Source organism: Streptomyces sp. NPDC045701 (assembly GCF_056432045.1).
Genome location: NZ_JBWKJV010000016.1, coordinates 62,137 through 88,866 on the forward strand (window position 1 = coordinate 62,137; position 26,730 = coordinate 88,866).

At 72.0% G+C, this 26,730-nt stretch carries 22 protein-coding genes and 1 other RNA gene; 21 read left to right on the forward strand and 2 right to left on the reverse strand.

Annotated features, from left to right (window positions below; genetic code table 11):
- The first annotated feature begins 14 nt into the window (after positions 1-14).
- From ftsX to ssrA, 4 genes are all read left to right on the forward strand, one after another.
- The gene (gene ftsX, locus AC07DW_RS18770) at positions 15-935 is read left to right on the forward strand and encodes a permease-like cell division protein FtsX (protein WP_189554848.1); all 921 of its coding nucleotides are present in this window, start codon (positions 15-17) and stop codon (positions 933-935) included.
- 67 nt (positions 936-1,002) lie between these two features.
- Complete coding sequence (locus tag AC07DW_RS18775) at positions 1,003-2,187, forward strand: S41 family peptidase (protein ID WP_478858764.1); 1,185 nt, start codon at positions 1,003-1,005, stop codon at positions 2,185-2,187.
- A gap of 18 nt (positions 2,188-2,205) precedes the next feature.
- On the forward strand, positions 2,206-2,691 hold the full coding sequence (gene smpB / locus AC07DW_RS18780) for an SsrA-binding protein SmpB (protein ID WP_433182068.1): 486 nt from the start codon (positions 2,206-2,208) through the stop codon (positions 2,689-2,691).
- A 150-nt stretch (positions 2,692-2,841) separates the two neighbouring features.
- Positions 2,842-3,212: a transfer-messenger RNA gene (gene ssrA, locus AC07DW_RS18785) on the forward strand.
- Between the two features lie 66 nt (positions 3,213-3,278).
- Here ssrA and AC07DW_RS18790 read toward each other — a convergent pair.
- Positions 3,279-4,601, reverse strand: a complete 1,323-nt coding sequence (locus AC07DW_RS18790; protein WP_478858765.1) for an MFS transporter — start codon at positions 4,599-4,601, stop codon at positions 3,279-3,281.
- An 83-nt stretch (positions 4,602-4,684) separates the two neighbouring features.
- Here AC07DW_RS18790 and AC07DW_RS18795 point away from each other — a divergent pair, with 83 nt between their 5' ends.
- From AC07DW_RS18795 to AC07DW_RS18850, 12 genes are all read left to right on the forward strand, one after another.
- A complete protein-coding gene (locus tag AC07DW_RS18795; RefSeq protein ID WP_478858766.1) occupies positions 4,685-5,650 on the forward strand; it encodes a LysR family transcriptional regulator in 966 nt (321 codons plus the stop codon).
- A gap of 144 nt (positions 5,651-5,794) precedes the next feature.
- Positions 5,795-6,946, forward strand: coding sequence for a hypothetical protein (locus AC07DW_RS18800; protein ID WP_478858767.1), 1,152 nt, complete (start codon positions 5,795-5,797; stop codon positions 6,944-6,946).
- Entirely contained in the window at positions 6,947-9,133 is a 2,187-nt protein-coding gene (locus tag AC07DW_RS18805; RefSeq protein ID WP_478858768.1) for a bifunctional polysaccharide deacetylase/glycosyltransferase family 2 protein, read from the forward strand. It begins immediately after the preceding gene.
- A gap of 209 nt (positions 9,134-9,342) precedes the next feature.
- Positions 9,343-10,554, forward strand: a complete 1,212-nt coding sequence (locus AC07DW_RS18810) for an acyltransferase family protein (protein WP_478858835.1) — start codon at positions 9,343-9,345, stop codon at positions 10,552-10,554.
- 122 nt (positions 10,555-10,676) lie between these two features.
- Complete coding sequence (locus AC07DW_RS18815) at positions 10,677-12,008, forward strand: nitrate/nitrite transporter (RefSeq protein WP_478858769.1); 1,332 nt, start codon at positions 10,677-10,679, stop codon at positions 12,006-12,008.
- 89 nt (positions 12,009-12,097) lie between these two features.
- Positions 12,098-13,246 carry a uroporphyrinogen-III synthase gene (locus tag AC07DW_RS18820; RefSeq protein ID WP_478858770.1) on the forward strand — a complete coding sequence of 383 codons (1,149 nt, stop codon included), beginning with the start codon at positions 12,098-12,100 and terminating at the stop codon, positions 13,244-13,246.
- Positions 13,247-13,388: 142 nt separating this feature from the next.
- Complete coding sequence (locus AC07DW_RS18825; protein ID WP_478858771.1) at positions 13,389-13,961, forward strand: CGNR zinc finger domain-containing protein; 573 nt, start codon at positions 13,389-13,391, stop codon at positions 13,959-13,961.
- A 109-nt stretch (positions 13,962-14,070) separates the two neighbouring features.
- Entirely contained in the window at positions 14,071-14,664 is a 594-nt protein-coding gene (locus AC07DW_RS18830; protein WP_064072166.1) for a sigma-70 family RNA polymerase sigma factor, read from the forward strand.
- Complete coding sequence (locus AC07DW_RS18835) at positions 14,661-15,482, forward strand: anti-sigma factor family protein (protein ID WP_478858772.1); 822 nt, start codon at positions 14,661-14,663, stop codon at positions 15,480-15,482. The genes AC07DW_RS18830 and AC07DW_RS18835 overlap by 4 nt, the downstream gene beginning before the upstream one ends.
- A gap of 60 nt (positions 15,483-15,542) precedes the next feature.
- A complete protein-coding gene (locus AC07DW_RS18840; protein ID WP_478858773.1) occupies positions 15,543-17,831 on the forward strand; it encodes a HelD family protein in 2,289 nt (762 codons plus the stop codon).
- A 458-nt stretch (positions 17,832-18,289) separates the two neighbouring features.
- Positions 18,290-19,723 carry an NAD-dependent malic enzyme gene (locus AC07DW_RS18845; RefSeq protein WP_478858774.1) on the forward strand — a complete coding sequence of 478 codons (1,434 nt, stop codon included), beginning with the start codon at positions 18,290-18,292 and terminating at the stop codon, positions 19,721-19,723.
- 313 nt (positions 19,724-20,036) lie between these two features.
- On the forward strand, positions 20,037-20,318 hold the full coding sequence (locus AC07DW_RS18850; protein ID WP_017237029.1) for an HU family DNA-binding protein: 282 nt from the start codon (positions 20,037-20,039) through the stop codon (positions 20,316-20,318).
- 393 nt (positions 20,319-20,711) lie between these two features.
- Here the strand turns inward: AC07DW_RS18850 and murA are convergent, their stop codons facing one another.
- The gene (murA, locus tag AC07DW_RS18855; RefSeq protein ID WP_478858775.1) at positions 20,712-22,052 is read right to left on the reverse strand and encodes a UDP-N-acetylglucosamine 1-carboxyvinyltransferase; all 1,341 of its coding nucleotides are present in this window, start codon (positions 22,050-22,052) and stop codon (positions 20,712-20,714) included.
- Between the two features lie 287 nt (positions 22,053-22,339).
- Between murA and AC07DW_RS18860 the strand changes: the two genes are divergently transcribed.
- From AC07DW_RS18860 to AC07DW_RS18880, 5 genes are all read left to right on the forward strand, one after another.
- Positions 22,340-22,900: a YqgE/AlgH family protein gene (locus tag AC07DW_RS18860; RefSeq protein WP_064072171.1), complete on the forward strand. Its 561-nt coding sequence runs from the start codon at positions 22,340-22,342 to the stop codon at positions 22,898-22,900.
- A 250-nt stretch (positions 22,901-23,150) separates the two neighbouring features.
- Positions 23,151-23,438 carry a DUF3039 domain-containing protein gene (locus AC07DW_RS18865; protein ID WP_023588437.1) on the forward strand — a complete coding sequence of 96 codons (288 nt, stop codon included), beginning with the start codon at positions 23,151-23,153 and terminating at the stop codon, positions 23,436-23,438.
- A gap of 231 nt (positions 23,439-23,669) precedes the next feature.
- Positions 23,670-24,968 carry an extracellular solute-binding protein gene (locus tag AC07DW_RS18870; protein WP_478858776.1) on the forward strand — a complete coding sequence of 433 codons (1,299 nt, stop codon included), beginning with the start codon at positions 23,670-23,672 and terminating at the stop codon, positions 24,966-24,968.
- 4 nt (positions 24,969-24,972) lie between these two features.
- Positions 24,973-25,905, forward strand: coding sequence for a carbohydrate ABC transporter permease (locus AC07DW_RS18875; protein WP_478858777.1), 933 nt, complete (start codon positions 24,973-24,975; stop codon positions 25,903-25,905).
- A complete protein-coding gene (locus AC07DW_RS18880; RefSeq protein WP_478858778.1) occupies positions 25,902-26,729 on the forward strand; it encodes a carbohydrate ABC transporter permease in 828 nt (275 codons plus the stop codon). Before AC07DW_RS18875 ends, AC07DW_RS18880 begins: the two co-directional genes overlap by 4 nt.
- Position 26,730 lies beyond the last annotated feature (1 nt).

Genomic DNA, 26,730 nt, shown 5'->3' on the forward strand with positions numbered 1-26,730 from the left:
GCTGAACGCACGCGATGCGCGCCCAGTTCGTACTGTCGGAGATCGGTGTCGGCCTCCGTCGCAATCTCACGATGACCTTCGCCGTCATCGTCTCCGTGGCTCTGTCACTCGCCCTCTTCGGCGGTGCGCTGCTCATGCGCGAGCAGGTCAGCGTGATGAAGGACTTCTGGTACGACAAGGTCAACGTCACGATCTACCTCTGCAACAAGAACGACGCCGCGGCCGGCGGCACGTGCAACAAGGGCGCGGTGACGGCCCAGCAGAAGAAGGAGATCGAGGCCGACCTCAAGAAGCTGGACAACATCGTGGAGAAGGTCCACCACGAGACGGCGGACGAGGCGTACAAGCACTACAAGGAGCAGTACGGCGACACCGCCATCGCCAGCATCATCACGCCGGACCAGATGCAGGAGTCGTACCGGGTCAAGCTGAAGGACCCGGAGAAGTACAAGGTCGTGGCGACCGCGTTCGCCGGGCGGGCCGGTGTGCACTCCGTGCAGGACCAGCGGCAGACGCTGGAGAACCTGTTCCAGATGATGCGGGGGATGAACGTCGCCGCCCTGTGCGTCATGGCGCTGATGCTGGTCATCGCCCTGATGCTGATCGTCAACACGGTGCGCGTCTCGGCGTTCAGCCGGCGCCGGGAGACCGGCATCATGCGGCTGGTCGGCGCGTCGAGCTTCTACATCCAGATGCCGTTCATCATGGAGGCGGCCGTGGCGGGCCTGCTGGGCGGCGTCGTGGCCTGCGCCATGCTGCTGGTCGGCCGGTACTTCATGATCGACGCTGGGCTGAACCTGGCGCAGAGCATGCCGCTGGTCAACTTCATCGGCTGGGACGCGGTGATAACGGTGCTCCCGCTCGTCGTGGTCATCGGCCTGCTGATGCCCTCCCTTGCGGCTGCCATCGCATTGCGCAAGTACCTGAAGGTGTGACGATCGCCCGTGGCGCCGTGCGGCCAACAACCGTACGGCGCCTTTTCCTTGTCCTAGAGTGGGCGCCATGCTGGGCCCCGAGTTCTGTACCCGGCCCCGCGGCGCTCGCAGCCGCGGGGCGGCCCTGACCTTCGTCTTCGCCTCCGTCCTGGTCGCCGCCGCGGTCACCAACTGCCTTCCCCACGAGGAGAACCCGCCGGAGCGGCCCGTCGCACGGGCCGTCGCGGGCGCCGGGGCCGGGCGGGACCAGGTCGACCAGCGGGAGCTGGCCCGCGCGGCGGCCGAGGCCATGGCGGACGGCAAGTCCGGCGCCAAGGCGGCCAAGGAGGTCGTCAGCCGCAGCGGCGACCGCTGGGGCGTCGTCTACGACCCGCGCGAGTTCGAGGAGTTCGAGCAGGCCCTCGACGGGCGCTACACGGGCGTGGGGCTGTCCGCCCGCCGCGCCGCCGACGGCCGGATCGAGGTGGCCCGCGTCCAGCGCGGCGGGCCGGCGGACCGGGCGGGCCTGCGGGCCGGGGACCGGATCCGCGCGGTCGACGGCCGCCCCGTGGACGGCCGCTCCGCCGCCGAGGTCGTCGCTCTGCTGCGCGGCGAGGGCGCCCCGCCCGGCTCGCCGGTCGCCGTCGGGGTGCAGCGCGGCACGCGCGCGTGGAGCGAGACGCTGCGCCGGGCCAGCCTCGCCACCGAGGACGTCACCGTGCGGCGGCTGGCCGACGGGGCGCTGACGATCAGGGTCGCGGCGTTCACCAAGGGCACCGGCCGGCGGGTGCGGGACGCGGTGCGCGCCGCTCCCGGGGGCGCCGGCGTCCTGCTGGACCTGCGGGGCAACAGCGGCGGCCTGGTCACCGAGGCCGTCACGGCCGCCTCCGCCTTCCTGGACGGCGGCCTCGTCGCCACGTACGACGTGCACGGCGAGGACCGGGCGCTGTACGCGCAGCCCGGCGGCGACACCCGCAGGCCACTGGTGGCGCTGGTGGACGGCGGCACCATGAGCGCGGCCGAGTTGCTCGCCGGAGCCCTCAAGGACCGCGGTCGGGCGGTGACGGTCGGCTCCCGGACCTTCGGCAAGGGCGCGGTCCAGTTGCCCAGCCGGCTGCCCGGCGGCTCGGTCGCCGAGCTGACCGTCGGCCACTACCGCACCCCTTCCGGCCACACCGTGGACGGCCGTGGCATCGTCCCCGACGTGGCGGTCGCCGACCGAGCCGAGGAGCGGGCCCGGACAGTATTGAGTGGCCTCGGGGGCCGCTCGTAGTGCGAAAATGGCGGCACTATGGCCAAGGAAAAGAACACAGGGCGCAAGCTGATCGCGCAGAACAAGAAGGCGCGGCACGACTACACCATCATCGACACCTATGAGTGCGGCCTGGTGCTGACCGGCACCGAGGTGAAGTCGCTGCGTCAGGGGCGGGCCTCGCTGGTGGACGGGTTCGTCCAGATCGACGGCAACGAAGCCTGGCTGCACAACGTGCACGTGCCGGAGTACGCGCAGGGGACGTGGACCAACCACAGCGCCCGGCGCAAGCGGAAGCTCCTGATGCACCGGCACGAGATCGACAAGCTGGAGTCCAAGTCCCAGGAGTCGGGTCACACCATCGTGCCCCTGTCGCTGTACTTCAAGGACGGCCGGGCGAAGGTCGAGATCGCGCTGGCGAAGGGCAAGAAGGAGTACGACAAGCGCCAGACGCTGCGCGAGAAGCAGGACCGTCGTGAGGCGGAGCGGGTGATCTCGGCGGTGAAGCGCCGGGAACGGGCCTGACCGGACCGCCCCGCCGTCCGGAACGGTTCCGCCCCGATGCCCGGCGGCACGGAATGGGCTGGCACCGTCGGGCGTTGGTCACGTACGATGGCATCTGCCCCTCACAGAGGGGGCGCGCCCCCTCGGGGGCACGGTTTGAAAAATCAACATGGGGATGATCGGTTTCGACAGCGGATGTCGAAGCAGGGGAAGCGTGTCGAGGAAGCGGCAATGATCTCGTAAACCATATGTCGCAAAAAATAATCGCCAACACCAAGCGCGATTCCTTCGCCCTCGCTGCCTAAGTAGCGAGCCTGCGAAGTGTCAGCCCGGGGCTGTTCCCGACCCGGATCCTGGCATCAGCTAGGGAACTAAACCTCTAGACCCGGTCACGGGGTACAGAGGGAAATCAAACAGTGACTGAGCCCGTCGGAGACTTGTCCGCGTGATCTCCGGGGCCGAGAAAATCGCAGCGGACTGCACACGGAGAAGCCCTGATTCTGCACCGTTGGACGCGGGTTCGATTCCCGCCATCTCCACGAGCGGTACCTCCGGGGGGCATGCCCCCCGGACCCGTCACCCCATGTGGACGCAAGGCCCGGCAGCCGTCACGGCAGCCGGGCCTTCGTCGTACCCGCACCCGCCGCCAGGACGAGGGCGAGGGCCGCCGCCGCGACCGGGACGGCGTACCCGGCGGTGGCGCCCGCGTGCTCGGCCACCCAGCCGCCGGTCGCCGAGCCCGCCGCGATGCCGCCGAGCAGGGCGGTGACCGCGAGCGTCATGCCCTCGTTGAGCTGTCCCGGCGGCGTCAGGCGCTGGACCAGCGACATGCCCGTCACCATGGTCGGCGCCGTGGCCATCCCCGCGACCAGCAGGGCGCCCCCCAGCGCGAGCAGCGAGCCGGTACCGGCCGCCGACAGCAGCGGCAGCGCCATCAGGGCGGTCATCGCGGCGAGGCAGCCGGGCAACCGGCGCCGCACGTCGCCCCCGGGCACCGACACCGACCCGTACACCAGACCCGCGGCGCACGACCCGGCCGCTTGGAGCGCCAGCAGCGGGCCGGCCGCGGGGCCGTCCACGTACGCCAGCGTGACGACCTCCATGGACCCGAAGACCGCGCCGGTCGCCAGGAACACCGCCATCAGGGCCGGCATGCCCGGGGTGCGCAGCGGTGTGCCCCCGCCACCCGCGCGGGGCGCGACGGGCGGCTCGGTGGCGCGTTGCGCCGCGAACAGCAGCACCCCGGTGAGCAGCAGGACCGCGCCGGTCAGGGTGCCGGCCTCCGGGAACAGGGCGGCGCACAGGAACGCGGCGAGGACCGGGCCGACCATGAAGCACAGCTCGTCGACGGCCTGCTCGAAGGCGTTCGCGGTGTGCAGCGCGGCGGGGTCGTCGCGGTGCAGGTGCGCCCAGCGGGCGCGGGACATGCCGCCGGTGTTCGGCGTCGTCGCGGTCGCGGCGTAGGCGGCGAACAGTGTCCACGCGGGCGCGTGCCGGTGCACGCACACCAGCAGGGCCAGCGACCCGAGGACGGCGAGCGCGGTGGCGGGCACGGCGATCCGCGCCTGCCCGTACCGGTCGACCAGGCGGGCCGTGAACGGCGCCACGAGCGCGGTGGCGGCGAGCCCGGTGGCGGTGACGGCGCCGGCCAGGGCATAGGAGCCGTACTCCCCGGCGATCATGATGACCGCGCTCACGCTGAACATGCCCATGGGGACGCGCGCCACGAGGTTCCCGGCGGTGAAGGCCCGGGCGCCCGGCGTCGCGAACAGGCGGCGGTAGGAGGCGAGTGTCCCGCGCGGCTCGCGGGGCGGCGTTCCGCGCGGCTCGCGGCGCGGCCCGGGGGCGGGCGCCGGCTCGTGGTAGCGGGGGGCGAGGACGGGGGACTCGGCGGTCAGGGCGAGCGGTGGGGCGCTGTTGGTCTGCGGCATGCGGTCAGCCTCGTGCCGCCGGCGGTCGCCGGTCCAACACCTCCTGGGGGCCCATTGACGCACCCTGGTTGTAAATTCGGCCCGTGCCCCACGATCTCGAACCCCGGCTCCTGCGCTCCTTCGTGGCCGTCGCCGAGGAGCTGCACTTCACGCGCGCCGCCGCCCGGCTGTACGTCGCCCAGCAGGCGCTCAGCCGGGACATCCGGCGCCTGGAGCGGGAGCTGGGCGCCGAGCTGTTCACCCGCACCACCCGCCAGGTGCTGCTCACGGCGGACGGGGAGCGGCTGCTGCCGTACGCGCACGGCGTGCTGGCCGCGTACGACGAACTGGGCGCCGCCTTCGCCGACGGGGCGCGGCCCCTGCTGGTGGACCTCAACACCGACGGCATGATCAGCGGCCGGGTCCTGGCGCGGGCCCGCGAGCTGGCTCCGGAGTGCGAGCTGATGGCCCGTTACGAGAGCGGGCTGACCGGCGCGGCCGCGGAGATCCTCGCCGGACGGCTGGACGTGTCCTTCGGCCGGTTCGCCGGGCTGCCGCCCGCCGTCCGCGCCCGGCTGTCGGCCCAGCCCGTGCGGTGGGAGCCGATGGCCGTGCTGCTGCCGGACGACCACCCGCTGGCCGGCCGGCCGGAGGTGGAGCTGGACGCACTCGCCGGGGAGTCCGTGTACGCGGGCGCCGGGAACCCCGCCACCAGGGAGTGGACCGACCTGGCCGAGCGGCTCTTCGCCGGGCGCGGCATCAGGGTCGCCCCGCCGGCCCCGGTGGCGATCGGGTTCGAGGAGTTCCGCCGGGTCATGGCCAAAACTCGCTCTCCGGTCCTGGTCGCCGTGGACTTTCCGGCCATGCCCGGCTGCGTGCTCCGGCCGCTGGTGGACCCGGTGCCGCTCTCACCCGTTTCACTGGTGTGGCGCAAGGGTCTGAAGCACCCCGGCGTCGCCGCGCTGCGCGGAGCGGCGGCCGCGCTGGCCGAGGCCGAGGGGTGGCTGGAGAGACCCGCCGACGCGTGGCTCACCGAGGGTGATTTGACGCACATGTGCCCGAATCAATGAACCATAAGCCCTGGTGTCACAGGCGTGCGCTACATTCATTGTCCGGGTGCAGTGAAGATGGGGCGCTCCGGCAGGGTGGGGGCCCGGTGCGGTGCGAGTACCCAAATGGTTCGTGTACGCACCAAGGTCCGTTCAGTGGGGGATGTGCGTACAGCAGTGGACAATTGGCGAGAAAGTGCCTGGGACGGGCGCCAGAACGAGCCACACGGCAGCACCGTCCAGCCCGGCGGCTTCGACGCGTTCGGCCGCCGGGGCGAGGACGCCGGCCACCATGCCGGTGTTCCCGGACACCCGGCCGACGGCCACGGCTACCAGCCCGCGGGCACGCACCCCCACACCGACGGCCACGGCCATCCGGCCGGCTACCCGGGCGACCACAGCGACTTCGCCATGGATCCCGCCCACGCCACCGGCCAGGGGTACGCGACCCAGGACTTCGCCCCCCCGACCGACGGCCGCGGGTACCCCGCCGCCGCCCCCGGCCACGAGGACGAGACCATCGCCTACCGGGCCGACGCGCTCGGCCTGGACGGCCTGGACACCGGGCTCGCCACCGCCGGGGACGCCGACTCCCGGACCGCCCAGCTCCCCGCCGTGACCATGACCATACCCACGGGCACCTCCGCGCCCGTACCGCCCGCCGCCTCCGCGCCGCCCTCGGCCGCGCGGCCCGGTCCGGCGGACCAGGAGCCCTCCGACAGACCGGTCTTCGTCGACGAGAGCGGCCGCCGCAGCAAGAAGTTCCGCCGGCTCGGCTGGGTGCTCGCCACCGCGTGCGCGGTGTACGCCATCACGCTCGTCGTCTCCGTCATCGGCGGCAACTCCTCCGCCCCCTGGTTGCTCATACCCGGCCCCGCCGAGGAGAAGAAGACCGAGACCGTCCAGGTCGAGCCCGCGCCCAGCGGCAGCGACACGCCCTCCAACGGCACCCCCGGGGCCGTACCCGGCGCCCCCGCGCCCACCGACTCCACGGGCGCGGTCATCCCGCAGCCCGTCGACGGCGGCACCCAGGGCGTGCCCACCGCCCCCCGCCCGGGCGCGTCGTCCGCACCGGACGCCACGCCCAGCCCGGGAACCGCAGCGGGCACCGGCGTCGACGAGAAGCCCGCCGACCGGCCCATCCCCGACCGGCCCACCGACGGCGGAACCACCCAGCCGCCGCCGCCCGTCACCCCTCCCGAGACGCCGGATCCGGATCCTACGGACACCCCCCCGACGCCCCCGACGGAAGAACCCACCGACCCGCCGGTCGGAGACAGCGGCGGCCAGCAAATGGCCGCGGAAGGCGCACAATAGATGACTTCCCCCGGCAGGCGGCGCGCGCAGAAGCAGAGGCGCGTCCGCCGGCGCAGGCTGCCCATGCGCTATCTGCTGCCCTCGCTCTTTCTGGTCGCGCTCCTCGCGATGCTCATGCTGCGCGGTTACGTCCACAGCGAGATCCTCGCCGACCACCGCGTCCGCCCTCCGGTCTCCTACGACCGGGTGCCCGAGGACATCCTCAAGGGCGGACCGGTCATCGACGCGCGCGACCCGGACGCCCCCAAGGCGCTGAGCGTGCCCGACCGGAAGCTCGTCCTCACCTTCGACGACGGCCCGGACCCGGTCTGGACGCCGCGCGTCCTGGACAAGCTGAAGGAATACGACGCGCACGGCGTCTTCTTCGTCACCGGCACCATGGCCTCGCGCTACCCCGACCTGGTCGAACGGATGGTGAGGGAGGGCCACGAGGTCGGCCTGCACACCTTCAACCACCCCGACCTTTCCTTCCAGACGAAGAACCGCATCGACTGGGAGCTGTCCCAGAACCAGCTGGCCATCGCCGGCGCCGCCGGCGTGCGCACCTCCCTGTTCCGCCCGCCGTACTCGTCGTTCTCCGACGCCCTGGACAACGAGTCCTGGCCGGTCACGCAGTACATCGGCACCCGCGGCTACATCACCGCCTTCAACAACACCGACTCCGAGGACTGGAAGCGCCCCGGCGTCGACGCGATCATCAAGCGCGCCACGCCCCGGGGCACCCAGGGCTCCATCGTGCTGATGCACGACTCGGGCGGCGACCGCTCCCAGACCGTCGAGGCGCTCGACCGCTTCCTGCCGCAGATGCAGAAGCGCGGGTACGAGTTCACGGTCCTCACCGAGGCGCTCGGCGCGCCCAGCGCCCACACCCCGGTCACCGGTTTCGAGCTGTGGAAGGGCAACGCCTGGGTCACCGCCGTCGCGGTCTCCGAGCACACCACCACGGTGCTGGTCGGCGGCCTCGCCGTCATCGGCGTCCTCGTCATCGGCCGCTTCGGCCTGATGCTGCTGCTGTCCTCCGCGCACGCCCGCAAGGTGCGCCGGCGCGGCTTCACCTGGGGCGCCCCGGTCACCGAGCCGGTCACGGTGCTGGTCCCCGCGTACAACGAGAAGGAGTGCATCGAGAACACCGTGCGCTCCCTGATGGCCAGTGACCACCCGATCGAGGTCATCGTCATCGACGACGGCTCCACGGACGGCACCGCCGACATCGTCGAGAACATGTGGCTGCCGAACGTCCGCGTGGTGCGGCAGGTCAACTCGGGCAAGCCCGAGGCGCTCAACAACGGAATCCGGAACGCCCGCTACGACATCATCGTGATGATGGACGGCGACACGGTCTTCGAGCCGTCCACCGTCCGCGAGCTGGTGCAGCCGTTCGGCGACCCGCGCGTCGGCGCCGTCGCGGGCAACGCCAAGGTCGGCAACCGCGACTCCCTCATCGGGGCCTGGCAGCACATCGAGTACGTGATGGGCTTCAACCTCGACCGCCGGATGTACGACCTGCTGGGCTGCATGCCCACCATCCCCGGTGCGGTCGGCGCGTTCCGCCGCGAGGCCCTGGACCGGGTCGGCGGCATGAGCGAGGACACCCTCGCCGAGGACACCGACATCACCATGGCCATGCACCGCGACGGCTGGCGCGTGGTGTACGCGGAGAAGGCCCGCGCCTGGACCGAGGCCCCGGAGTCCGTGCAGCAGCTGTGGTCCCAGCGCTACCGCTGGTCGTACGGCACCATGCAGGCCATCTGGAAGCACCGCCGCGCCCTGATCGAGAGCGGCCCGTCCGGCCGGTTCGGCCGGGTCGGTCTGCCGCTGGTGTCGCTGTTCATGGTGCTGTTCCCGCTGCTGGCGCCGCTCATCGACGTGTTCCTGCTGTACGGCCTGGTCTTCGGCCCCACCGGCCAGACGGTCGTCGCCTGGCTCGGCGTCCTCGCCATCCAGGCCGTGTGCGCCGCGTACGCCTTCCGGCTCGACCGGGAGCGCATGGTCCACCTCATCTCGCTGCCCCTCCAGCAGCTCCTGTACCGGCAGCTCATGTACGTGGTGCTGCTCCAGTCCTGGATCACCGCCCTCACCGGCGGCCGGCTGCGCTGGCAGAAGCTGCGCCGGACCGGTGTGGTGGAGGCGCCCGGCTCCATACCGAGCCAGCGGCGCAGCGGTGACGATCGGAGTCCTGTCGCATGACGCCCCCCAGCAACCGCCCGCCGGACGACACCCCCTTCCCGGGGCCCGGCCCGTACGGCTCCGGCGCCGACGCGTTCGGCACCGCACCGGGCCCCGGCAGAGGGCCCGGCCCGTACGGCTCCGGCGCCGACGCGTTCGGCACCGCACCGGGCCCCGGTACGGGATCGGCCGCGTACGACGCCGACGCGTCCGGCGCCGGTACGGCGACCATGACCGCGCCGGAGACCACCGGCGGCATACCGCGCGCGCGGCACAAGGCGCCCGTCGCGGGCGGCCCCGCCCCGGCGGCGGCGCGTCCCGGCCGCGACCGCTACCTCGACCTGCTGCGCGCCATCGCCCTGGTCCGCGTGATCGTCTACCACATCTTCGGCTGGGCCTGGCTGACCGTCCTCTTCCCCTCCATGGGCGTGATGTTCGCGCTGGCCGGCTCGCTCATGGCGCGCTCGCTGTCGCGGCCCGCGTGGGGCGTGATCCGGGGCCGCGTCCGGCGGCTGCTGCCGCCCATGTGGGCGTTCTCGCTCACCGTCGTACCGATCATGTTCTACTTCGGCTGGAAGCCGCTGAAGGAGGAGGGCCTGTGGTGGTTCGCCAAGCTGGCCACCTACGTCTTCCCGATCGGCGCTCCGCCCTACCCCTGGCACAGCGGTGACAAGGCCGGTCTGCTGGAGGACACCTGGGCCGTGCAGGCCGCCGGACCGCTCTGGTACATCCGCGCCTACCTGTGGTTCGTGATCGCCTCGCCGCTGCTGCTGCGGGCGTTCCGCAAGCTGCCGTGGGTGACGCTCCTCGCCCCGCTCGGCCTCACCGCGATCGTCGGCACCGGCCTGATCAAGATCCCCGGCGAGACCGGGAACGCCGTCACCGACTTCGCCTGCTACGGCTCCTGCTGGGTGCTGGGCTTCGCGCACAACGAGGGCCTTTTCCAGAAGGTCCCCCGGTACATCTCGGTGTCCGGGTCCACGCTGATCATGGCCTTCGGGCTGTGGTGGGCGTCCGGGCACCTCGGCCCGGACGGCTGGGACCTCAACGACATCCCGCTCGCCCAGGCCACCTGGTCGTTCGGCTTCTGCGTGATCCTGCTCCAGTACTCGCCGTCCTGGAAGGAACTGCCCGGGAAGCTGGCCGGGTGGGACACCCTGGTGACCCTCGCCAACAACCGGGCCGTGACGATCTACCTCTGGCACAACCTGCTGATCATGGCCACCATCCCGGTCATCGACCTGCTGTTCCGGATCCCCGGCGTCTGGCCCACCTACTCCGGCTACATCGAGAGCGCGTACACCGTGCTCATGCTGATCGTGGTCTTCCCGCTCATCGGCCTGATGATCATGACTGTGGGGTGGCTGGAGGACGTCGCCGCCAAGCGCAGCCCCCGGCTCTGGCCGAACGGCGCCCCGAAGAAGGCGCGCCGCTCACAGTGAGCCCGAGCGTCGGGTGAGCGCAAGGTTTCAGCCCGGTCACCTCACATGACCGGGCTGAAACGCATCCTCCCTAGCGTCGGTCCTGACGGGATTCAGGACCGACAGCACAGTGGAGGTACGCGATGGGCGGCCGGTGGATCGAGCGGTGGGACCCCGAGGACGAGACCTTCTGGCGGGAGAAGGGCGAGCGGATCGCCAAGCGCAACCTGCTCTTCTCCGTCTTCTCCGAGCACATCGGGTTCTCCATCTGGTCGCTGTGGTCCGTGATGGTCCTGTTCATGGGACCGGAGTACGGCATCGACCCGGCCGGCAAGTTCTCCCTCATCGCGGTGGCGACGCTGGTGGGTGCCGTGATCCGGATCCCGTACACCTTCGCCGTCGCCCGCTTCGGCGGCCGCAACTGGACCATCTTCAGCGCGCTGATGCTCCTGCTCCCCACGGGCGCCGCGTACGCCGTGATGGAACCGGGCACGTCGTACACCACCTTCCTGCTGGTCGCCGCCCTCACCGGAGTCGGCGGCGGCAACTTCGCGTCGTCGATGACGAACATCAACGCCTTCTTCCCGCTCCACAAGAAGGGCTGGGCCCTCGGCCTCAACGCGGGCGGCGGCAACATCGGCGTGCCCGTCGTCCAGCTCATCGGCCTGCTCGTCATCGGTACGGCCGGGGCGGCCCAGCCGCGCGTCGTGCTCGGCATCTACCTGCCGCTGATCGTGGTCGCCGCCGTGTGCGCCGCGCTGCACATGGACAACCTGGCGCCCGTGAAGAACGACACCGGCGCCGTCAAGGAGGCCGTCAGGGACGCCCACACCTGGATCATGGCGTTCCTCTACATCGGCACCTTCGGCTCGTTCATCGGCTACAGCTTCGCCTTCGGCCTGGTGCTCCAGACCCAGTTCGGTCGCACGCCGCTCCAGGCCGCGTCCCTCACCTTCATCGGGCCGCTGCTCGGCTCCCTGATCCGGCCCCTGGGCGGCTCCCTCGCCGACCGGCACGGCGGCGCCCGCATCACCGTGGGGACCTTCGTCGCCATGGCCGCCGCGACCGGCGTGGTCGTCCACGCCTCCGTGACCGAGTCGCTCACCGTCTTCCTCGTCGGCTTCATCGCCCTGTTCGTCCTCAGCGGCCTCGGCAACGGCTCGACGTTCAAGATGATCCCCGCCATCTTCCAGGCCAAGGCCCACGCCATCGGCCTGGAGGGCGAGGAGGCCGCCGCGTACGGACGCCGCCTTTCCGGCGCCGCGATCGGCCTGATCGGCGCGGTCGGCGCGGTCGGCGGGCTCGCCATCAACCTGGCCTTCCGGCAGTCCTTCCAGACCGCCGGCACCGGCACCGCCGCCTTCGTCGCCTTCCTCCTCTTCTACGCCGCCTGCCTCACCGTCACCTGGGCGGTATACCTTCGCCGCCCGGTGGAGGTGCCCGCCGAGCGGCGGCTCAGCTACTCCGAGGTGTGAGGGACGTGGCACGCGACGGCGCGGTACGTAACGGGGGAGAAACCCCGGTGAACCGAGACCGACACGGATCCTTGCCAGTCTCTGATGTCATGCACCAGCACGAGCACGCTTCCCACGGCCCGCTCTCCGGGTTCACCGTCGGCGTCACCGCGGCCCGCCGCGCGGACGAGCTGGGCGCGCTGCTGGAGCGGCGCGGCGCGGCCGTCCTGCACGCCCCCGCGCTGCGGATCGTGCCGCTGGCCGACGACGCCGAGCTCCTCGACGCCACCAAGGCCCTCGTGGGCCACGCCCCGGACGTCGTGGTCGCCACCACCGCGATCGGCTTCCGGGGCTGGCTGGAGGCGGCCGACGGCTGGGGGTACGGCGAGGAGCTCCTCGACCGGCTGCGCGGCGCGCAGGTCCTCGCCCGGGGCCCCAAGGTCAAGGGCGCGGTACGGGCGGCCGGGCTTACCGAGGAGTGGTCGCCCGTCTCCGATTCCATGGCCGAGGTGCTGGACCGGCTCCTCGGTCAGGACGTGACCGGTCGGCGCATCGCGCTCCAGCTGCACGGCGAGCCGCTGCCCGGCTTCGTCGAGGCGCTGCGCGCCGCGGGCGCCGAGGTCGTGGTGGTCCCCGTCTACCGGTGGATGCCGCCCGAGGACCTCGCGCCCCTGGACCGGCTCATCGACGCGACCGTCGGCCGGTCCCTGGACGCGCTGACGTTCACCAGCGCCCCGGCCGGCGCCTCGCTGCTGGCCCGCGCCCAGGACCGTGGCCTGCTGCCCGAACTGCTCGACGCGCTGCGCCACGACGTGCTGGCCGCCTGCGTCGGACCGGTCACCGCCCTGCCGCTCCAGGCGCACGGCATCGACACCGTCCAGCCGGCCCGCTTCCGGCTCGGCCCACTGGTCCAGCTGCTGTGCCAGGAACTGCCCTCACGGGCACGGACCCTGCCGGTGGCCGGGCGCCGCATCGAGATCCGGGGCCACGCCGTCCTGGTCGACGGCGAGCTGCGCCCGGTGCCGCCGGCCGGCATGTCCCTGCTCCACTCGCTGGCCCGCCGCCCCGGCTGGGTCGTCTCCCGCGCCGACCTGCTGCGCGCCCTGCCGGGCGCCGGCCGCGACGAGCACGCCGTGGAGACCGCGATGGCCCGGCTCCGCTCGGCCCTGGGCGCCCCCAAGCTCATCCAGACGGTCGTCAAGCGCGGCTACCGCCTGGCCCTGGACCCGGGGGCGGACGCCAAGTACGCCGACGCGTAGGACCGGCGCGGGCGTGGTGCGCGTCGTGCTCCCGGTGCGCGTCCCGGCCGGCGCCCGGACTCGGCGAGGGCGTCCGTGTTCCGTGCGTGCCGCCGCGCGGGCGGGCTTCCCGTCGCGGGCGCGGGCGGGCACTCTGGGACGCATGGTGGCATGGCGGTTCCACTCCGGGCGGCTCTGCCTGGACCTGATGGATCTGATGGGCGTGACGGGCCCGGTGGCCGACCCGCCGCCCGACGCGGGGCGGCTCGCCCGGTGGCTCGTCACCGCCGGACTCGTACCGGCGGGGACACCGCTGGACGGGGTCGACGGGCGGTGGGCGGAACGGTTCGCGGAACTGGCGGGCGACATCGACCGGTTGGTGCGCGACGAGCTCGCCGGCCACGGGCGGTACGCCGCCCCCCGGCTGGACCACCTCAACGCCCTCGCCGCCCCGCCGCCCCCGGTGCCCCGCGCCGTACGCGGCGAAGCGGGCGGCCTCGTACGGGCCCTGGCCGGACCGCCCGACTGCGGCGCCCTCCTCGCGGCCGTCGCCCGCGACGCCGTCGACCTGCTCACCGACCCCGTCACCCGCGCCCGGCTGCGCCAGTGCCAGGGGGAGGGGTGCCGCCGTGTGTATCTCGACACATCACGGGGGTACCGCCGCCGCTGGTGCTCCAGCGAGGCGTGCGGCAACCGGGAGCGGGTCGCGCGTCATCGCGCCCGCGCCCACGGGTAGTTGTGAAACTTCCCGAGAAAAATCTCCCCGCGTTGAGTCAACCCCCCCGCCCCCCACGTAGTGATGGGGGACAGCGAGTCAGATCAAGGTCTCGACCGGGAGGTTCCAGGTGCGCAAGGATGCCGCCGTGGCCGATGACCGTCGGGGGACGCATCGCGCCCGGCATCGAGCGGTGCCCGCACGCACCCAACCGGACGTCCCGGACGAAGAGTTGATGCGTGCCCTCTACCGTGAACACGCCGGGCCCCTGCTCGCCTACGTACTGCGCCTCGTCGCCGGCGACCGCCAGCGGGCCGAGGACGTCGTACAGGAGACGCTCATCCGTGCCTGGAAGAACGCCGGTCAGCTCAATCGGGCGACCGGCTCTGTCCGACCCTGGCTGGTGACGGTCGCCCGGCGCATCGTCATCGACGGCCACCGCAGCCGGCAAGCCCGGCCGCAGGAGGTCGATCCGTCGCCGCTCGAGGTCATGCCCGCGGAGGACGAGATCGACAAGGCGTTGTGGCTGATGACGCTCTCTGATGCGCTCGACGATTTGACCCCGGCCCACCGGGAAGTCTTGGTCGAGACCTATTTCAAGGGGCGTACGGTCAACGAGGCTGCCGAAATCCTCGGCATACCCAGCGGGACCGTGCGGTCCCGCGTGTTCTACGCGCTGCGTTCCATGAAGCTCGCGCTCGAGGAGAGGGGGATCTCGGCATGACGTCGCACCACGCTCAGGGGAACGAGTCGGTGCACGACGCAGTCGGCGCTTATGTGCTCGGCATTCTGGACGACGCCGAAGCCACCGCTTTCGAAGCGCATCTGGCGGGCTGCGACCTGTGCGCCCATCACCTGGAGGAGTTCTCCGGGATGGAGCCGATGCTGGCCATGCTCGCCGAGGCCCCGGGCCCCGCGGAGCGGCCGGTCGTCCTCCCGATGCCGGAGCGGCCCGGCGCCCGGGGCGCCCCCGGCGGGCCACCGGCGCCGATGCTCGACCGCCTCGTCGACGAGGTGGCCGTCAAACGCGCCCAGCGCCGCCGCCGCAGCCGATTCCTGGTCGCGGCGGCTGCCGCGCTGATCATCGCCGGTCCCGCGGCGGCGTTCGTCGCCACCGCCGGCGACGAGACCAACCGGACCAACCAGGCGATCGACCCGCACCCGACGAGCCCCGCCGAGGACGCGTTCTTCCACCACATGGAGGAGAAGGTCCAGCACACCGACGCGCGCACCAAGGTCAGCGCCTCCGTCGGCATGGAGAAGAAGGCCTGGGGCACCCACACGGTCCTGGAGCTCAAGAACGTCAAGGGACCGCTGAAGTGCAACCTGATCGCCGTCTCCAAGACCGGCGAGGAGGAGGTCGTCACCTCCTGGGCGGTCCCCAAGTGGGGCTACGGCATTCCGGGCAGCACCCACGAGACGGGCAAGAACCCGCTGTACGTCCACGGAGGCGCCGCCATGAACCGGAACGACATCGATCACTTCGAGGTCCGCACCTTCGACGGACAGCGCCTGGTGGAGGTCCCCGCGGCCACCGCCTGACATATGCCCCTCCTGTGGCGTACGCTCGACGGCTGCCCAGCACGTCAGAAGGGGGCCCCGGTGGCCGCGCAGGAAGCCGACCGTGGTGTCGATACGATCCGGGACCGCGAGATCGGCACCGAACAGGACCACCTGGACCAGGTGTACCGCCGCCTCGAGGAGAAGATCCACGAGGCGGAGTTCCTGATGAACGACGCCGCCCAGCGCGGCCAGGTCGGCACGCCCGGCGCGCTCGCCGAGCGGGACGCCCAGGTGTTCCGGGCCGGTATCCACCTCAACCGGCTCAACAACGAGTACGAGGACTTCCTCTTCGGCCGGATCGACCTGCTGTACGGCAAGGACGGCAAGAAGGGCCCCGACGGCGCGTACACCTCCGTCGAACCCGCCGACGACGCCGTACGCCCGGACGGCACCGCCGACATCGGCGAGACCCTCCACATCGGCCGCATCGGCGTGCTCGACTCCGACTACGCGCCGCTCGTCATCGACTGGCGCGCCCCGGCCGCCGCGCCGTTCTACCGCTCCACGCCGGTCGAGCCCGGCCGGGTGGTGCGCCGCCGGGTCATCCGCTCCCGGGGCCGCAAGGTCCTCGGCGTCGAGGACGACCTGATGCGCCCCGAGCTCAAGGCCCGGCTGGGCGGCGAGGAGCTGGCGGTGCTCGGCGACGGCGCCCTGATGGCCGCCCTCGGCCAGGCGCGCAGCCACTCCATGCGGGACATCGTCTCCTCCATCCAGGCCGAGCAGGACCTCGTCATCCGCGCGCCCGCCGCCTCCGTCACGTACGTCGAGGGCGGCCCCGGCACCGGAAAGACCGCCGTCGCGCTGCACCGCGCGGCCTACCTGCTCTACCAGGACCGGCGCAGATACGCGGGCGGCATTCTGATCGTCTCGCCGACCCCGCTGCTGGTCGCCTACACCGAGGGCGTGCTGCCGTCGCTGGGCGAGGAGGGCCAGGTGGCGATCCGCGCGGTCGGCAGCCTGGTCGACGGGGTGGAGGCCACGGCGTACGACGAGCCGGCGGTCGCCCGCGTCAAGGGCTCCTCCCGTATGCGGGCGGTGCTGCGCAAGGCCGTGCGGGGCGCCCTGGAGCTGGGGGACGCCCCCGAGCGGCTGCGCGTGGTGGCCTTCGGGCGGCGCCTGGAGCTTCAGGGCGAGGAGCTGACCCGCATCCGGCACGCCGTGCTCGGCGGCACGGCGCCGGTCAACCTGCTGCGCCCCCGCGCCCGCCGACTGCTGCTGGACGCCCTGTACGCCAAGTCGGGGGCGGCCTCCCGGCACCCGGGTGACCAGGAGCTGGCCGCCGAGCTGCGCTCGTCCTTCGACGAGGACGTTAGCACCGAGGACAGCTTCCTCGCGTTCCTGGACGCCTGGTGGCCCGAGCTCACCCCCCGGCGCGTCCTGGAGGCGATGGCCGACGAGAAGCGGCTGGGCCGCTGGGCGCGCCGGGTGCTCAACCAGGGCGAGGTGCGGCGCCTGGCCCGCTCGCTGCGGCGCGACGCGCTCTCCGTGCACGACGTGGCCCTGCTGGACGAGCTCCAGACGCTGCTGGGCGCCCCGGCGCGGCCGCGCCGGAAGCGGGAGCTCGACCCGCTGGACCAGCTGACCGGCCTGGAGGAGCTGATGCCGGTACGGGAGGAGTCGCAGCGGGAGCGGGCGGAGCGGCTGGCGCAGGAGCGCACCGAGTACGCCCACGTCATCGTGGACGAGGCGCAGGACCTCACGCCCATGCAGTGGCGGATGGTCGGCCGGCGCGGGCGGCACGCCACCTGGACGGTGGTAGGCGATCCCGCCCAGTCGTCCTGGTCGGTGCCGGACGAGGCGGCGGAGGCGCGGGACGAGGCGCTGGGCAGCCGCCCGCGCCGCCGCTTCGAGCTGACGGTGAACTACCGGAATCCGGCCGAGATCGCGGAGCTCGCCGCCAAGGTGCTGGCCCTGGCGATGCCGGGCATGGAGGCGCCGCGGGCGGTGCGCTCCACGGGTGTGGAGCCCCGCTTCGTGGCCGTCCGGGACGGGGACCTGGCGGCGGCGGTGCGCGAGGAGGCGCGGCGGCTGCTGGACCGGGTGGACGGCACGGTGGGTGTCGTGGTCGCGATGAACCGGCGCGAGCAGGCGGCGCGCTGGCTGGCGGACCTGGGCGACCGGGTCGTGGCGCTGGGCAGCCTGGAGGCCAAGGGCCTGGAGTACGACGCGACGGTCGTCGTCTCGCCCGCCGAGATCGCCGACGAGTCGCCGGCCGGCCTGCGGGTGCTGTACGTGGCGCTCACCCGCGCCACCCAGCAGCTGACGGTGCTGTCGGGCCGGCGCGACGACCCGGACGCGGACGGCGTGCCGGACCTGCTCCGGGACTGACGGCGCGGGCCCGCGCGCCCCGTGGGGTCCCGCCCCGTGCGCGGGCCGGGTGGGCGGACTCCACGGGCCGTTCCGGAACAGTGCGGCGAGGGGGAATCACTTTCCGGGACGGTTTGTTAGCCTGGGTGTGGCACCGGCCCGATCCAAGCCCCCGGGCCCAACCTTCGTCGCTACGAGCGACCACTTGCCGCGAGGCGAGCATGGCGGGTCGGTGCCACTCACGTCGTCCCAGCAGGTCCGCGTCATCGTCCGATGACGCGGACCTGCTGTCGTTTGTCGCCGGGGCTTCCGCCGACACCCTGTTCTCTCGTATGGTGGAAAACAGTTTCCGAAAACTGTACGACCGAAACGACCGCTATTACCTGCTACTCGCAGGTAGGTGCGACCATCGGAGGGCTCCGCCCGGTCACCGCCGGCGCGGCGCGGCAACGAACCAGGGAAAGCAGAGGAACACGGCCATGGCAACGGCGCCCAGCGTCTCGTACTCGATGACGGTCCGGCTGGAGGTGCCCGCGAGCGGAACAGCGGTCTCCCAGCTCACCACGGCTGTGGAATCCTCCGGCGGCTCGGTCACCGGCCTCGACGTGACCGCCTCCGGCCACGAGAAGCTGCGGATCGACGTCACCATCGCCGCCACCTCCACCGGCCACGCCGAGGAGATCGTCGAGAAGCTGCGCGGCATCGAGGGCGTCGTCCTCGGCAAGGTCTCCGACCGTACGTTCCTGATGCACCTCGGCGGCAAGATCGAGATGGCGTCCAAGCACCCCATCCGCAACCGTGACGACCTCTCCATGGTCTACACGCCCGGCGTCGCCCGGGTCTGCATGGCCATCGCCGAGAACCCCGAGGACGCCCGCCGCCTCACCATCAAGCGCAACTCCGTCGCAGTCGTGACGGACGGCTCCGCCGTCCTGGGCCTCGGCAACATCGGCCCCAAGGCCGCGCTGCCGGTCATGGAGGGCAAGGCGGCCCTCTTCAAGCGGTTCGCCGGCATCGACGCCTGGCCCATCTGCCTGGACACCCAGGACTCCGACGCCATCGTCGAGATCGTCAAGGCGATCGCCCCCGGCTTCGCCGGTATCAACCTGGAGGACATCTCCGCGCCCCGCTGCTTCGAGATCGAGGCACGGCTGCGCGAGGCCCTCGACATCCCGGTCTTCCACGACGACCAGCACGGCACCGCGATCGTCGTCCTGGCAGCCCTGACCAACGCGCTTCGCGTGGTGGGCAAGGCCGTCGGGGACGTGCGGGTCGTGATGTCCGGCGCCGGAGCGGCCGGCACGGCCATCCTCAAGCTGCTCATCGCGGCGGGCGTCAAGCACGCCGTCGTCGCCGACATCCACGGTGTGGTGCACGCGGGCCGCGAGGACCTCGTCTCCGCCGACCCCGAGTCGCCGCTGCGCTGGATCGCCGACAACACCAACCCCGAGGGCGTCACCGGCACCCTCAAGGAGGCCGTGCGCGGCGCCGACGTCTTCATCGGCGTCTCCGCCCCGAACGTCCTGTCCGGCGACGACGTGGCGGCCATGGCCGACGGCGCGATCGTGTTCGCGCTCGCGAACCCGGACCCGGAGGTCGAGCCGGCAATCGCCCGCCAGACGGCGGCAGTTGTGGCCACCGGCCGGTCCGACTTCCCCAACCAGATCAACAACGTGCTGGTCTTCCCCGGTGTCTTCCGCGGCCTGCTCGACGCCCAGTCCCGCACCGTCAACACGGAGATGATGCTGGCGGCGGCGACCGCGCTGGCGAACGTCGTCACCGAGGACGAGCTGAACCCGAACTACATCATCCCGTCGGTGTTCAACGACAAGGTCGCGGACGCCGTGGCGGGTGCGGTGCGCGACGCCGCCAAGGCCGCCGGCGCCGGTGTGACGGCCCCCACGTCCCCCTGACCTCCGGCGCGTCGCGGGTCCCCGGGCCGTGAAGCCGCCTTTAGGGTGGCGGTTCGGCTCCGGGGAGTTCCGGCACGGTCGACCCAACGTCACCACGGCGGGGCTGTGGCGCTTTTCGTGTGACTCCGGAGGGTGCCGGATTGGCTTTCCCGCCGCTGGTGGGGGCAGGATGCGTATTCGGGCGCGAGGGTCTGACAGCAGACCCGGGTCCGGGGACTGTCCAAGGGCCCTGGCAGCATCGGCTTCGCTGTGCCCACTATGCGGCTTCGCCGCGTGGCACGCCTCAACAGCAAGAAGAACACGGGAGTACAACATGAACCGCAGTGAGCTGGTGGCCGCCCTGGCCGACCGTGCCGAGGTGACCCGCAAGGACGCCGACGCCGTGCTGGCCGCGCTCGCCGAGACCGTCGGCGAGGTCGTCGCCAAGGGCGACGAGAAGGTCACCATCCCCGGCTTCCTGACCTTCGAGCGCACCCACCGTGCCGCTCGCACCGCTCGTAACCCGCAGACCGGCGACCCGATCAACATCCCGGCCGGCTACAGCGTGAAGGTCTCCGCGGGCTCCAAGCTCAAGGAAGCCGCCAAGGGCAAGTAAGTCCCCAGGCGCGTGGAAAGGGCGGCCACCCCACGAGGGGTGACCGCCCTTACGCATGCCCCCGCTCCTGCCGCCACCCCGCCACTGGCTTCCCGCAGCGGGCCGTGACGGGACGGGGAGTGGCCGGGAGGCCCGAAGGCGGGCGTACGGCGCGTACGTCCCGTACAGCGGCTCCTGGTGCCCTTCCCGGGCGTTCACGGCGTTCCGGGCGGACAGCCGCCCGGGGCGCGGGCGGCGCGGGCGGCGGCCCCGGCACCGCCGCACCCCCGCGTGCGGCCGCCGTACAGGCGCGTTACGCGGTCCGTAACCGGCCCGTACGGGGCCGCCGCGGGCCCGGGAACGGCCGACGGCCCCTCGCCGCAGCGAGGGGCCGTCGGCACGGCTCACGGGGCGTCAGACGATCGCGCTGCCGGGCAGTTCGACCTTCGCGCCGAGCTCCACGAGCTTCTCCATGAAGTTCTCGTAGCCGCGGTTGATCAGGTCGATGCCGTGGACCCGCGACGTGCCCTGGGCCGCCAGGGCGGCGATCAGGTACGAGAAGCCACCGCGCAGGTCCGGGATGACCAGGTCCGCGCCCTGGAGCTTCGTCGGGCCGGACACCACCGCCGAGTGCAGGAAGTTGCGCTGGCCGAAGCGGCAGTCCGAACCGCCCAGGCACTCCCGGTACAGCTGAATGTGCGCGCCCATCTGGTTCAGCGCGGAGGTGAAGCCCAGCCGCGACTCGTACACCGTCTCGTGGACGATGGACAGGCCCGCGGCCTGCGTCAGGGCGACCACCAGCGGCTGCTGCCAGTCGGTCTGGAAGCCGGGGTGCACGTCCGTCTCCAGGGCGATGGCGTTGAGCGCGCCGCCCGGGTGCCAGAAGCGGATGCCCTCGTCGTCGATCTCGAAGGCGCCGCCCACCTTCCGGTACGTGTTCAGGAAGGTCATCATCGAGCGCTGCTGGGCGCCGCGCACGTAGATGTTGCCCTCGGTCGCCAGCGCCGCGCTCGCCCAGGACGCCGCCTCCAGGCGGTCGGGGAGCGCGCGGTGGGTGTAGCCGCCGAGCCTGTCCACACCGGTGATCCGGATCGTCCGGTCGGTGTCCATGGAGATGATGGCGCCCATCTTCTGCAGGACGCAGATGAGGTCCTCGATCTCCGGCTCCACCGCCGCGTTCGACAGCTCGGTGACGCCCTCCGCCAGCACGGCCGTCAGCAGCACCTGCTCGGTCGAGCCGACCGAGGGGTAGGGCAGCCGGATCTTCGTGCCGCGCAGTCGCTGCGGGGCCTCCAGGTACTGGCCGTCGGCCCGCTTCTCGATCGTCGCGCCGAACTGGCGCAGCACGTCGAAGTGGAAGTCGATCGGCCGGCCGCCGATGTCGCAGCCGCCCAGGCCCGGGATGAAGGCGTGACCGAGGCGGTGCAGCAGCGGGCCGCAGAACAGGATCGGGATGCGCGACGAGCCCGCGTGGGCATCGATGTCGGCGACGTTGGCGGACTCGACGTGCGTCGGGTCCAGCACCAGCTCGCCCGGCTCCTCGCCGGGCAGGACGGTCACACCGTGCAGCTGGAGCAGTCCGCGGACGACGCGGACGTCACGGATGTCGGGCACATTCCGCAGTCGGCTCGGCCCGCTGCCGAGCAGGGCGGCGACCATCGCCTTGGGCACGAGGTTCTTCGCGCCGCGGACGCGGATCTCGCCCTCCAGCGGGGTTCCGCCGTGGACAAGCAGTACATCGTCTGTGCCGGTCATGAATCTCGCGTTCCGGTGGGGGTCCCCCCGGCGGCAGCCGGGGGAGGCGGGCAGGGGGCCAGGGAAAAGGGTAAGGGGGCGGAGAGGCCTTGTCGGTAGCCCGAGCACGCCCCGCGCGGGTAATGAATTCGGCACAACACCCTCCGTCCCCCGGCCCTTGCGGACGGTTACGGTCCGCTTTCGGCCAGGCCGGACATCGCGTCCGATATGGGCCGTGGTCGGTGCCGGCCGTCACGAGTCGTCCGCTCGACCCACGCGGAGGGCCGAGATGCGGGATCATGTCAGGCATGACCGAGGTGTCCTCGCTCACAGGACGACTGCTCGTAGCCACCCCCGCGCTGGCGGACCCGAACTTCGACCGCGCGGTGGTGCTGCTGCTCGACCACGACGACGAGGGCTCCCTCGGCGTGGTCCTCAACCGCCCGACGCCGGTCGGTGTCGGCGACATCCTCGAAGGCTGGGCCCCGCTGGCCGGGGAGCCGGGCGTGGTGTTCCAGGGCGGTCCGGTGTCCCTGGACGCGGCTCTCGGGCTCGCCGTCATCCCCGGTGACGAGGGTCCGCTGGGCTGGCGGAGGGTGTACGGCGCGATCGGGTTGGTGGACCTGGAGACCCCGCCGGAGCTGCTGGCGGCGGCGCTGGGCAGCCTGCGGATCTTCGCCGGGTACGCCGGCTGGGGGCCGGGTCAGCTGGAGGACGAGCTCGCCGAGGGCGCCTGGTTCGTCGTGGACTCCGAGCCGGGGGACGTCTCGTCGCCGCGGCCGGAGAGCCTGTGGCGCGAGGTGCTCAGACGCCAGCGCAGCGAGCTGGCGATGATCGCCACGTACCCGGACGACCCCTCGCTCAACTGAGCCCGGCGATCCGGCACCCCCGGACGGCCCAGGGGCTCCGGGCCGGCCCGCCCGGGAGCGGATCGCCGGGGCGGCCGGAGGACGCGTGCGGTAATACGACGAATTTCGGCCATGTGCCGGACATGCGCACCCCGCGGACGCCGTCCGCCCCGTGAGTGAGCGGCTTCACACCCCGTGCGCCGGTGGGCCCCGCCGGGGCGCGCGAGGCCTCGCTCCCCGGACGCCGCCGACGTGGGTACCCTTGGAGCTCATGAGCACTCTTGAGCCCGAGCGCGGGGCAGGTACGGGGACCCTCGTAGAGCCGACGCCGCAGGTGTCGCACGGCGACGGCGACCACGAGCGCTACGCCCACTACGTCCAGAAGGACAAGATCATGGCGAGCGCCCTCGACGGCACTCCCGTGGTGGCGCTGTGCGGGAAGGTCTGGGTGCCGGGCCGTGACCCGAAGAAGTACCCGGTCTGCCCCATGTGCAAGGAGATCTACGAGTCCATGGGCGCCGGTGGCGACAAGGACAAGGGCGGCAAGGACAAGAAGTAGGTCCCGGCGACCGCCGGGCACCGGCCAGGACCGCCGCGCGGTCGGCCGCCGGACATCGAGGCCCCCGGGTCGCGTACGCACACCCGTACGCGACCCGGGGGCCTTCGTCGTTCGATCACGGAGTGGTGGAGACCTCTTGTGGGCGCACCGGGCCCGTTCTAACCTCCTGCGTGTTGTGCAGCACGAAACGACCGTTGCGCATGCTGCAACGCCATCGGAGGGGTATCCGCCATGAAGCTTCCTGCCCGGCTCGTCGCGCCCGTCACCGCCGCGCTGGTGATGGCCGCGGCCGCGTGCGCCCCGCAGACCTCCGACACCGGCGCCAAGGGCGACGAGAAGACCGGCACGCTGCGCGTCTGGCTCTTCCAGGAGGTCGGCAACAAGCCGAAGGAGCGCGTCGTCGACGCCGCCGTCGCCGCCTTCGAGAAGCGGCACGAGGGCGCGGACGTCCAGGTCGAGTACATCCCCGTCGACGCCCGCGCCCAGCGCGTCAAGGCCGCCTTCAACGACCCCGCCAGCGCGCCGGACGTCATCGAGTACGGCAACACCGACACCGCCGGGTACGTCCGGGACGGCGGACTGGCCGACATCGGTGCCGAGTTCGGCGCGTGGGCGGACGCCAGGGACACCGACCCCACCGCGCGGGCCTCGGTCACGGTGGACGGCAAGGTGTACGGCGTGCCGCTCTTCGTCGGCGTACGGGCGCTGTACTACCGCACCGACGTGTTCCGGGAGCTGGGCCTCGAACCGCCCGGTACACAGGCCGAACTGATCGCGACCGCGAAGAGGATCCGCAAGGCGAGGCCGGAGCTGTACGGGATCGCCGTCGGCGGCGCGTACACCTACGGCGCGCTGCCCTTCCTCTGGGCGCACGGCGGCGAACTCGCCACCCGGACCGGCGGTTCGTACACCTCGGCCGTCGACAGCGCCGCCGCCCGCAGGGGCATCGCCGCCTACACCTCCCTCTTCGGCGACGACAACTGCCCCGCCGCCACGTGCGCGTCCATGGGGGGCAACGCGACGGTCACCGCCTTCGCCTCCGGCAAGGCGGCCATGGCGATCGGCGGCGACTTCAGCCACGCGGCGGTGGAGGCCGGTGCGGCGAAGGGGAAGTACGCGGTGGTGCCGCTGCCCGGCGTGACGGCGGGGTCGATCGCCCCGGCGTTCGCCGGGGGCAACAACCTCGGCGTGCTGAAGAGCAGTTCGCACCGGACACTGGCGGTGGACCTGGTGAAGTCGCTGGCGGGCAAGGACGCGCAGCGCGAGCTGTTCGACGCGATGGGCTTCCTGCCGACGTACACCGACGTGCGGGCGGAGGTGGCGAGGAAGCAGCCGTTCGTGAAGCCGTTCATCGACACGCTCGCGGCGGGCGCGAAGTTCGTCCCCGCCTCCCCGGCCTGGGGCCGGATCGACGCGTCGCTGGTCCTGCCGACGATGTTCCAGGAGGTCGTCAGCGGTCGCAAGGACGTCGCGACGGCGTCCGGCGACGCGGCGAAGAAGATGAACGAGGCCTTCGGCGCGGCGGGCTGACGCCATGACGTACGACGCGATCCCGGCCGGGTCCGCCGGCGCGGCACGGACACGGCGGGGCGGGCACGCGGGCTGGACCCCATGGCTCTACCTGGCGCCCGCGCTCGCCGTGCTCGGCGCCCTCCTGGTGTACCCGGTCTACCAGCTCGGGCTCATCTCGCTCCTGGAGTACACCCAGGCCCAGGTCAGCGGCGGGCGACCGACGTCCTTCCAGGGCCTCGGCAACTACGCCGCCCTCTTCCGCGATCCGCAGTTCCGGCAGGTCCTCCTCGCCACCGTGCTCTTCGCCGCCGCCTGCGTCGTCGCCACCCTGGCCGTCGGGTGCGCCCTCGCGGTCCTGCTCACCCGCGTCCGCGCCGTCCCCCGCCTCGCGCTGATGCTCGCCGCGCTCGGCGCGTGGGCGACGCCCGCCGTCACCGGGTCCACCGTCTGGGTGTTCCTCTTCGACCCCGACTTCGGCCCGGTCAACCGGATCCTCGGCCTGGGCGACTTCTCCTGGACGTACGGGCGCCACAGCGCCTTCGCGCTCGTCCTGTTCGAGGTCGTCTGGTGCTCGTTCCCGTTCGTGATGGTCACCGTCTACGCGGGCATCAGGGCCATCCCGGCCGAGGTCCTGGAAGCGGCCGCGCTCGACGGCGCCTCCCCCTGGCGCACCTGGCGCTCCGTCACCGCGCCGCTGCTGCGGCCCATCCTGCTGGTCGTCACCATCCAGTCGGTCATCTGGGACTTCAAGGTCTTCACCCAGATCTACGTGATGACCAACGGCGGCGGCATCGCCGGCCAGAACCTCGTCCTGAACGTCTACGCGTACCAGAAGGCCTTCGCGTCCTCCCAGTACAGCCTGGGCTCGGCGATCGGCGTGGTCATGCTGCTGATCCTGCTCGCGGTCACGCTGGTCCACCTCCGGCTCGTGCGACGCCGGGGAGAAGAACTGTGATCCGTACGCGCCGCCGCCTCGCCGCCGAGGCCACCGCCCTCCTCGTCGCGGCCGTGGTCGCCTTCCCCCTGTACTGGATGGTCCTCTCCGCGCTGAAACCGGCGGGCGAGATCCAGTCCACCGAGGCCCGCCCCTGGACGCTGTCCCCGTCCCTCGACTCCTTCCGGCGCGTCTTCGAACAGCAGGACTTCGGGCGCTACTTCCTCAACAGCCTGCTGGTCGCCGGGACGGTCGTCCTCGCGTCCGCCCTCATCGCCTTCCTGGCGGCGACGGCGGTCACCCGCTTCCGCTTCCGGTTCCGCACGACGCTGCTCGTGATGTTCCTGGTCGCGCAGATGGTGCCGATCGAGGCGCTGACGATCCCGCTGTTCTTCCTCATGCGGGACTTCGGCCAGCTCAACACCCTCGGCTCGCTGATCCTGCCGCACATCGCCTTCTCCCTCCCCTTCGCGATCTGGATGCTGCGCGGCTTCGTCAAGGCCGTGCCCGAGGCCCTGGAGGAGGCCGCGTACCTCGACGGAGCGAGCCGCTCCCGGTTCCTGTGGCAGATCCTCTTCCCGCTGGTCTTCCCGGGGCTCGTCGCGACCAGCGTCTTCTCCTTCATCTCCACCTGGAACGACTTCCTGTTCGCGAAGTCGTTCATCATCAGCGACACCTCGCAGTCGACGCTCCCCATGGCCCTGCTCGTCTTCTTCAAGCCGGACGAGAACGACTGGGGCGGCATCATGGCCGCGTCGACCGTGATGACCGTCCCGGTGCTGGTCTTCTTCGTACTCGTACAGCGCCGCCTGGTCTCCGGCCTCGGCGGCGCGGTGAAGGACTGAG

What these genes read in the sequence shown, in the direction of transcription:
- AC07DW_RS18865 (WP_023588437.1), top strand. Translation starts at nt 23,151, where the DNA reads ATGAGCACTCTTGAGCCCGAGCGCGGGGCAGGTACGGGGACCCTCGTA.
- AC07DW_RS18825 (WP_478858771.1), top strand. Translation starts at nt 13,389, where the DNA reads ATGGTGGCATGGCGGTTCCACTCCGGGCGGCTCTGCCTGGACCTGATG.
- AC07DW_RS18820 (WP_478858770.1), top strand. Translation starts at nt 12,098, where the DNA reads ATGCACCAGCACGAGCACGCTTCCCACGGCCCGCTCTCCGGGTTCACC.
- AC07DW_RS18875 (WP_478858777.1), top strand. Translation starts at nt 24,973, where the DNA reads ATGACGTACGACGCGATCCCGGCCGGGTCCGCCGGCGCGGCACGGACA.
- ftsX (WP_189554848.1), top strand. Translation starts at nt 15, where the DNA reads ATGCGCGCCCAGTTCGTACTGTCGGAGATCGGTGTCGGCCTCCGTCGC.
- AC07DW_RS18810 (WP_478858835.1), top strand. Translation starts at nt 9,343, where the DNA reads ATGACCGCGCCGGAGACCACCGGCGGCATACCGCGCGCGCGGCACAAG.
- AC07DW_RS18775 (WP_478858764.1), top strand. Translation starts at nt 1,003, where the DNA reads ATGCTGGGCCCCGAGTTCTGTACCCGGCCCCGCGGCGCTCGCAGCCGC.
- AC07DW_RS18870 (WP_478858776.1), top strand. Translation starts at nt 23,670, where the DNA reads ATGAAGCTTCCTGCCCGGCTCGTCGCGCCCGTCACCGCCGCGCTGGTG.
- AC07DW_RS18860 (WP_064072171.1), top strand. Translation starts at nt 22,340, where the DNA reads ATGACCGAGGTGTCCTCGCTCACAGGACGACTGCTCGTAGCCACCCCC.
- AC07DW_RS18805 (WP_478858768.1), top strand. Translation starts at nt 6,947, where the DNA reads ATGACTTCCCCCGGCAGGCGGCGCGCGCAGAAGCAGAGGCGCGTCCGC.
- AC07DW_RS18850 (WP_017237029.1), top strand. Translation starts at nt 20,037, where the DNA reads ATGAACCGCAGTGAGCTGGTGGCCGCCCTGGCCGACCGTGCCGAGGTG.
- AC07DW_RS18835 (WP_478858772.1), top strand. Translation starts at nt 14,661, where the DNA reads ATGACGTCGCACCACGCTCAGGGGAACGAGTCGGTGCACGACGCAGTC.
- murA (WP_478858775.1), bottom strand. Translation starts at nt 22,052, where the DNA reads ATGACCGGCACAGACGATGTACTGCTTGTCCACGGCGGAACCCCGCTG.
- smpB (WP_433182068.1), top strand. Translation starts at nt 2,206, where the DNA reads ATGGCCAAGGAAAAGAACACAGGGCGCAAGCTGATCGCGCAGAACAAG.
- AC07DW_RS18845 (WP_478858774.1), top strand. Translation starts at nt 18,290, where the DNA reads ATGGCAACGGCGCCCAGCGTCTCGTACTCGATGACGGTCCGGCTGGAG.
- AC07DW_RS18790 (WP_478858765.1), bottom strand. Translation starts at nt 4,601, where the DNA reads ATGCCGCAGACCAACAGCGCCCCACCGCTCGCCCTGACCGCCGAGTCC.
- AC07DW_RS18815 (WP_478858769.1), top strand. Translation starts at nt 10,677, where the DNA reads ATGGGCGGCCGGTGGATCGAGCGGTGGGACCCCGAGGACGAGACCTTC.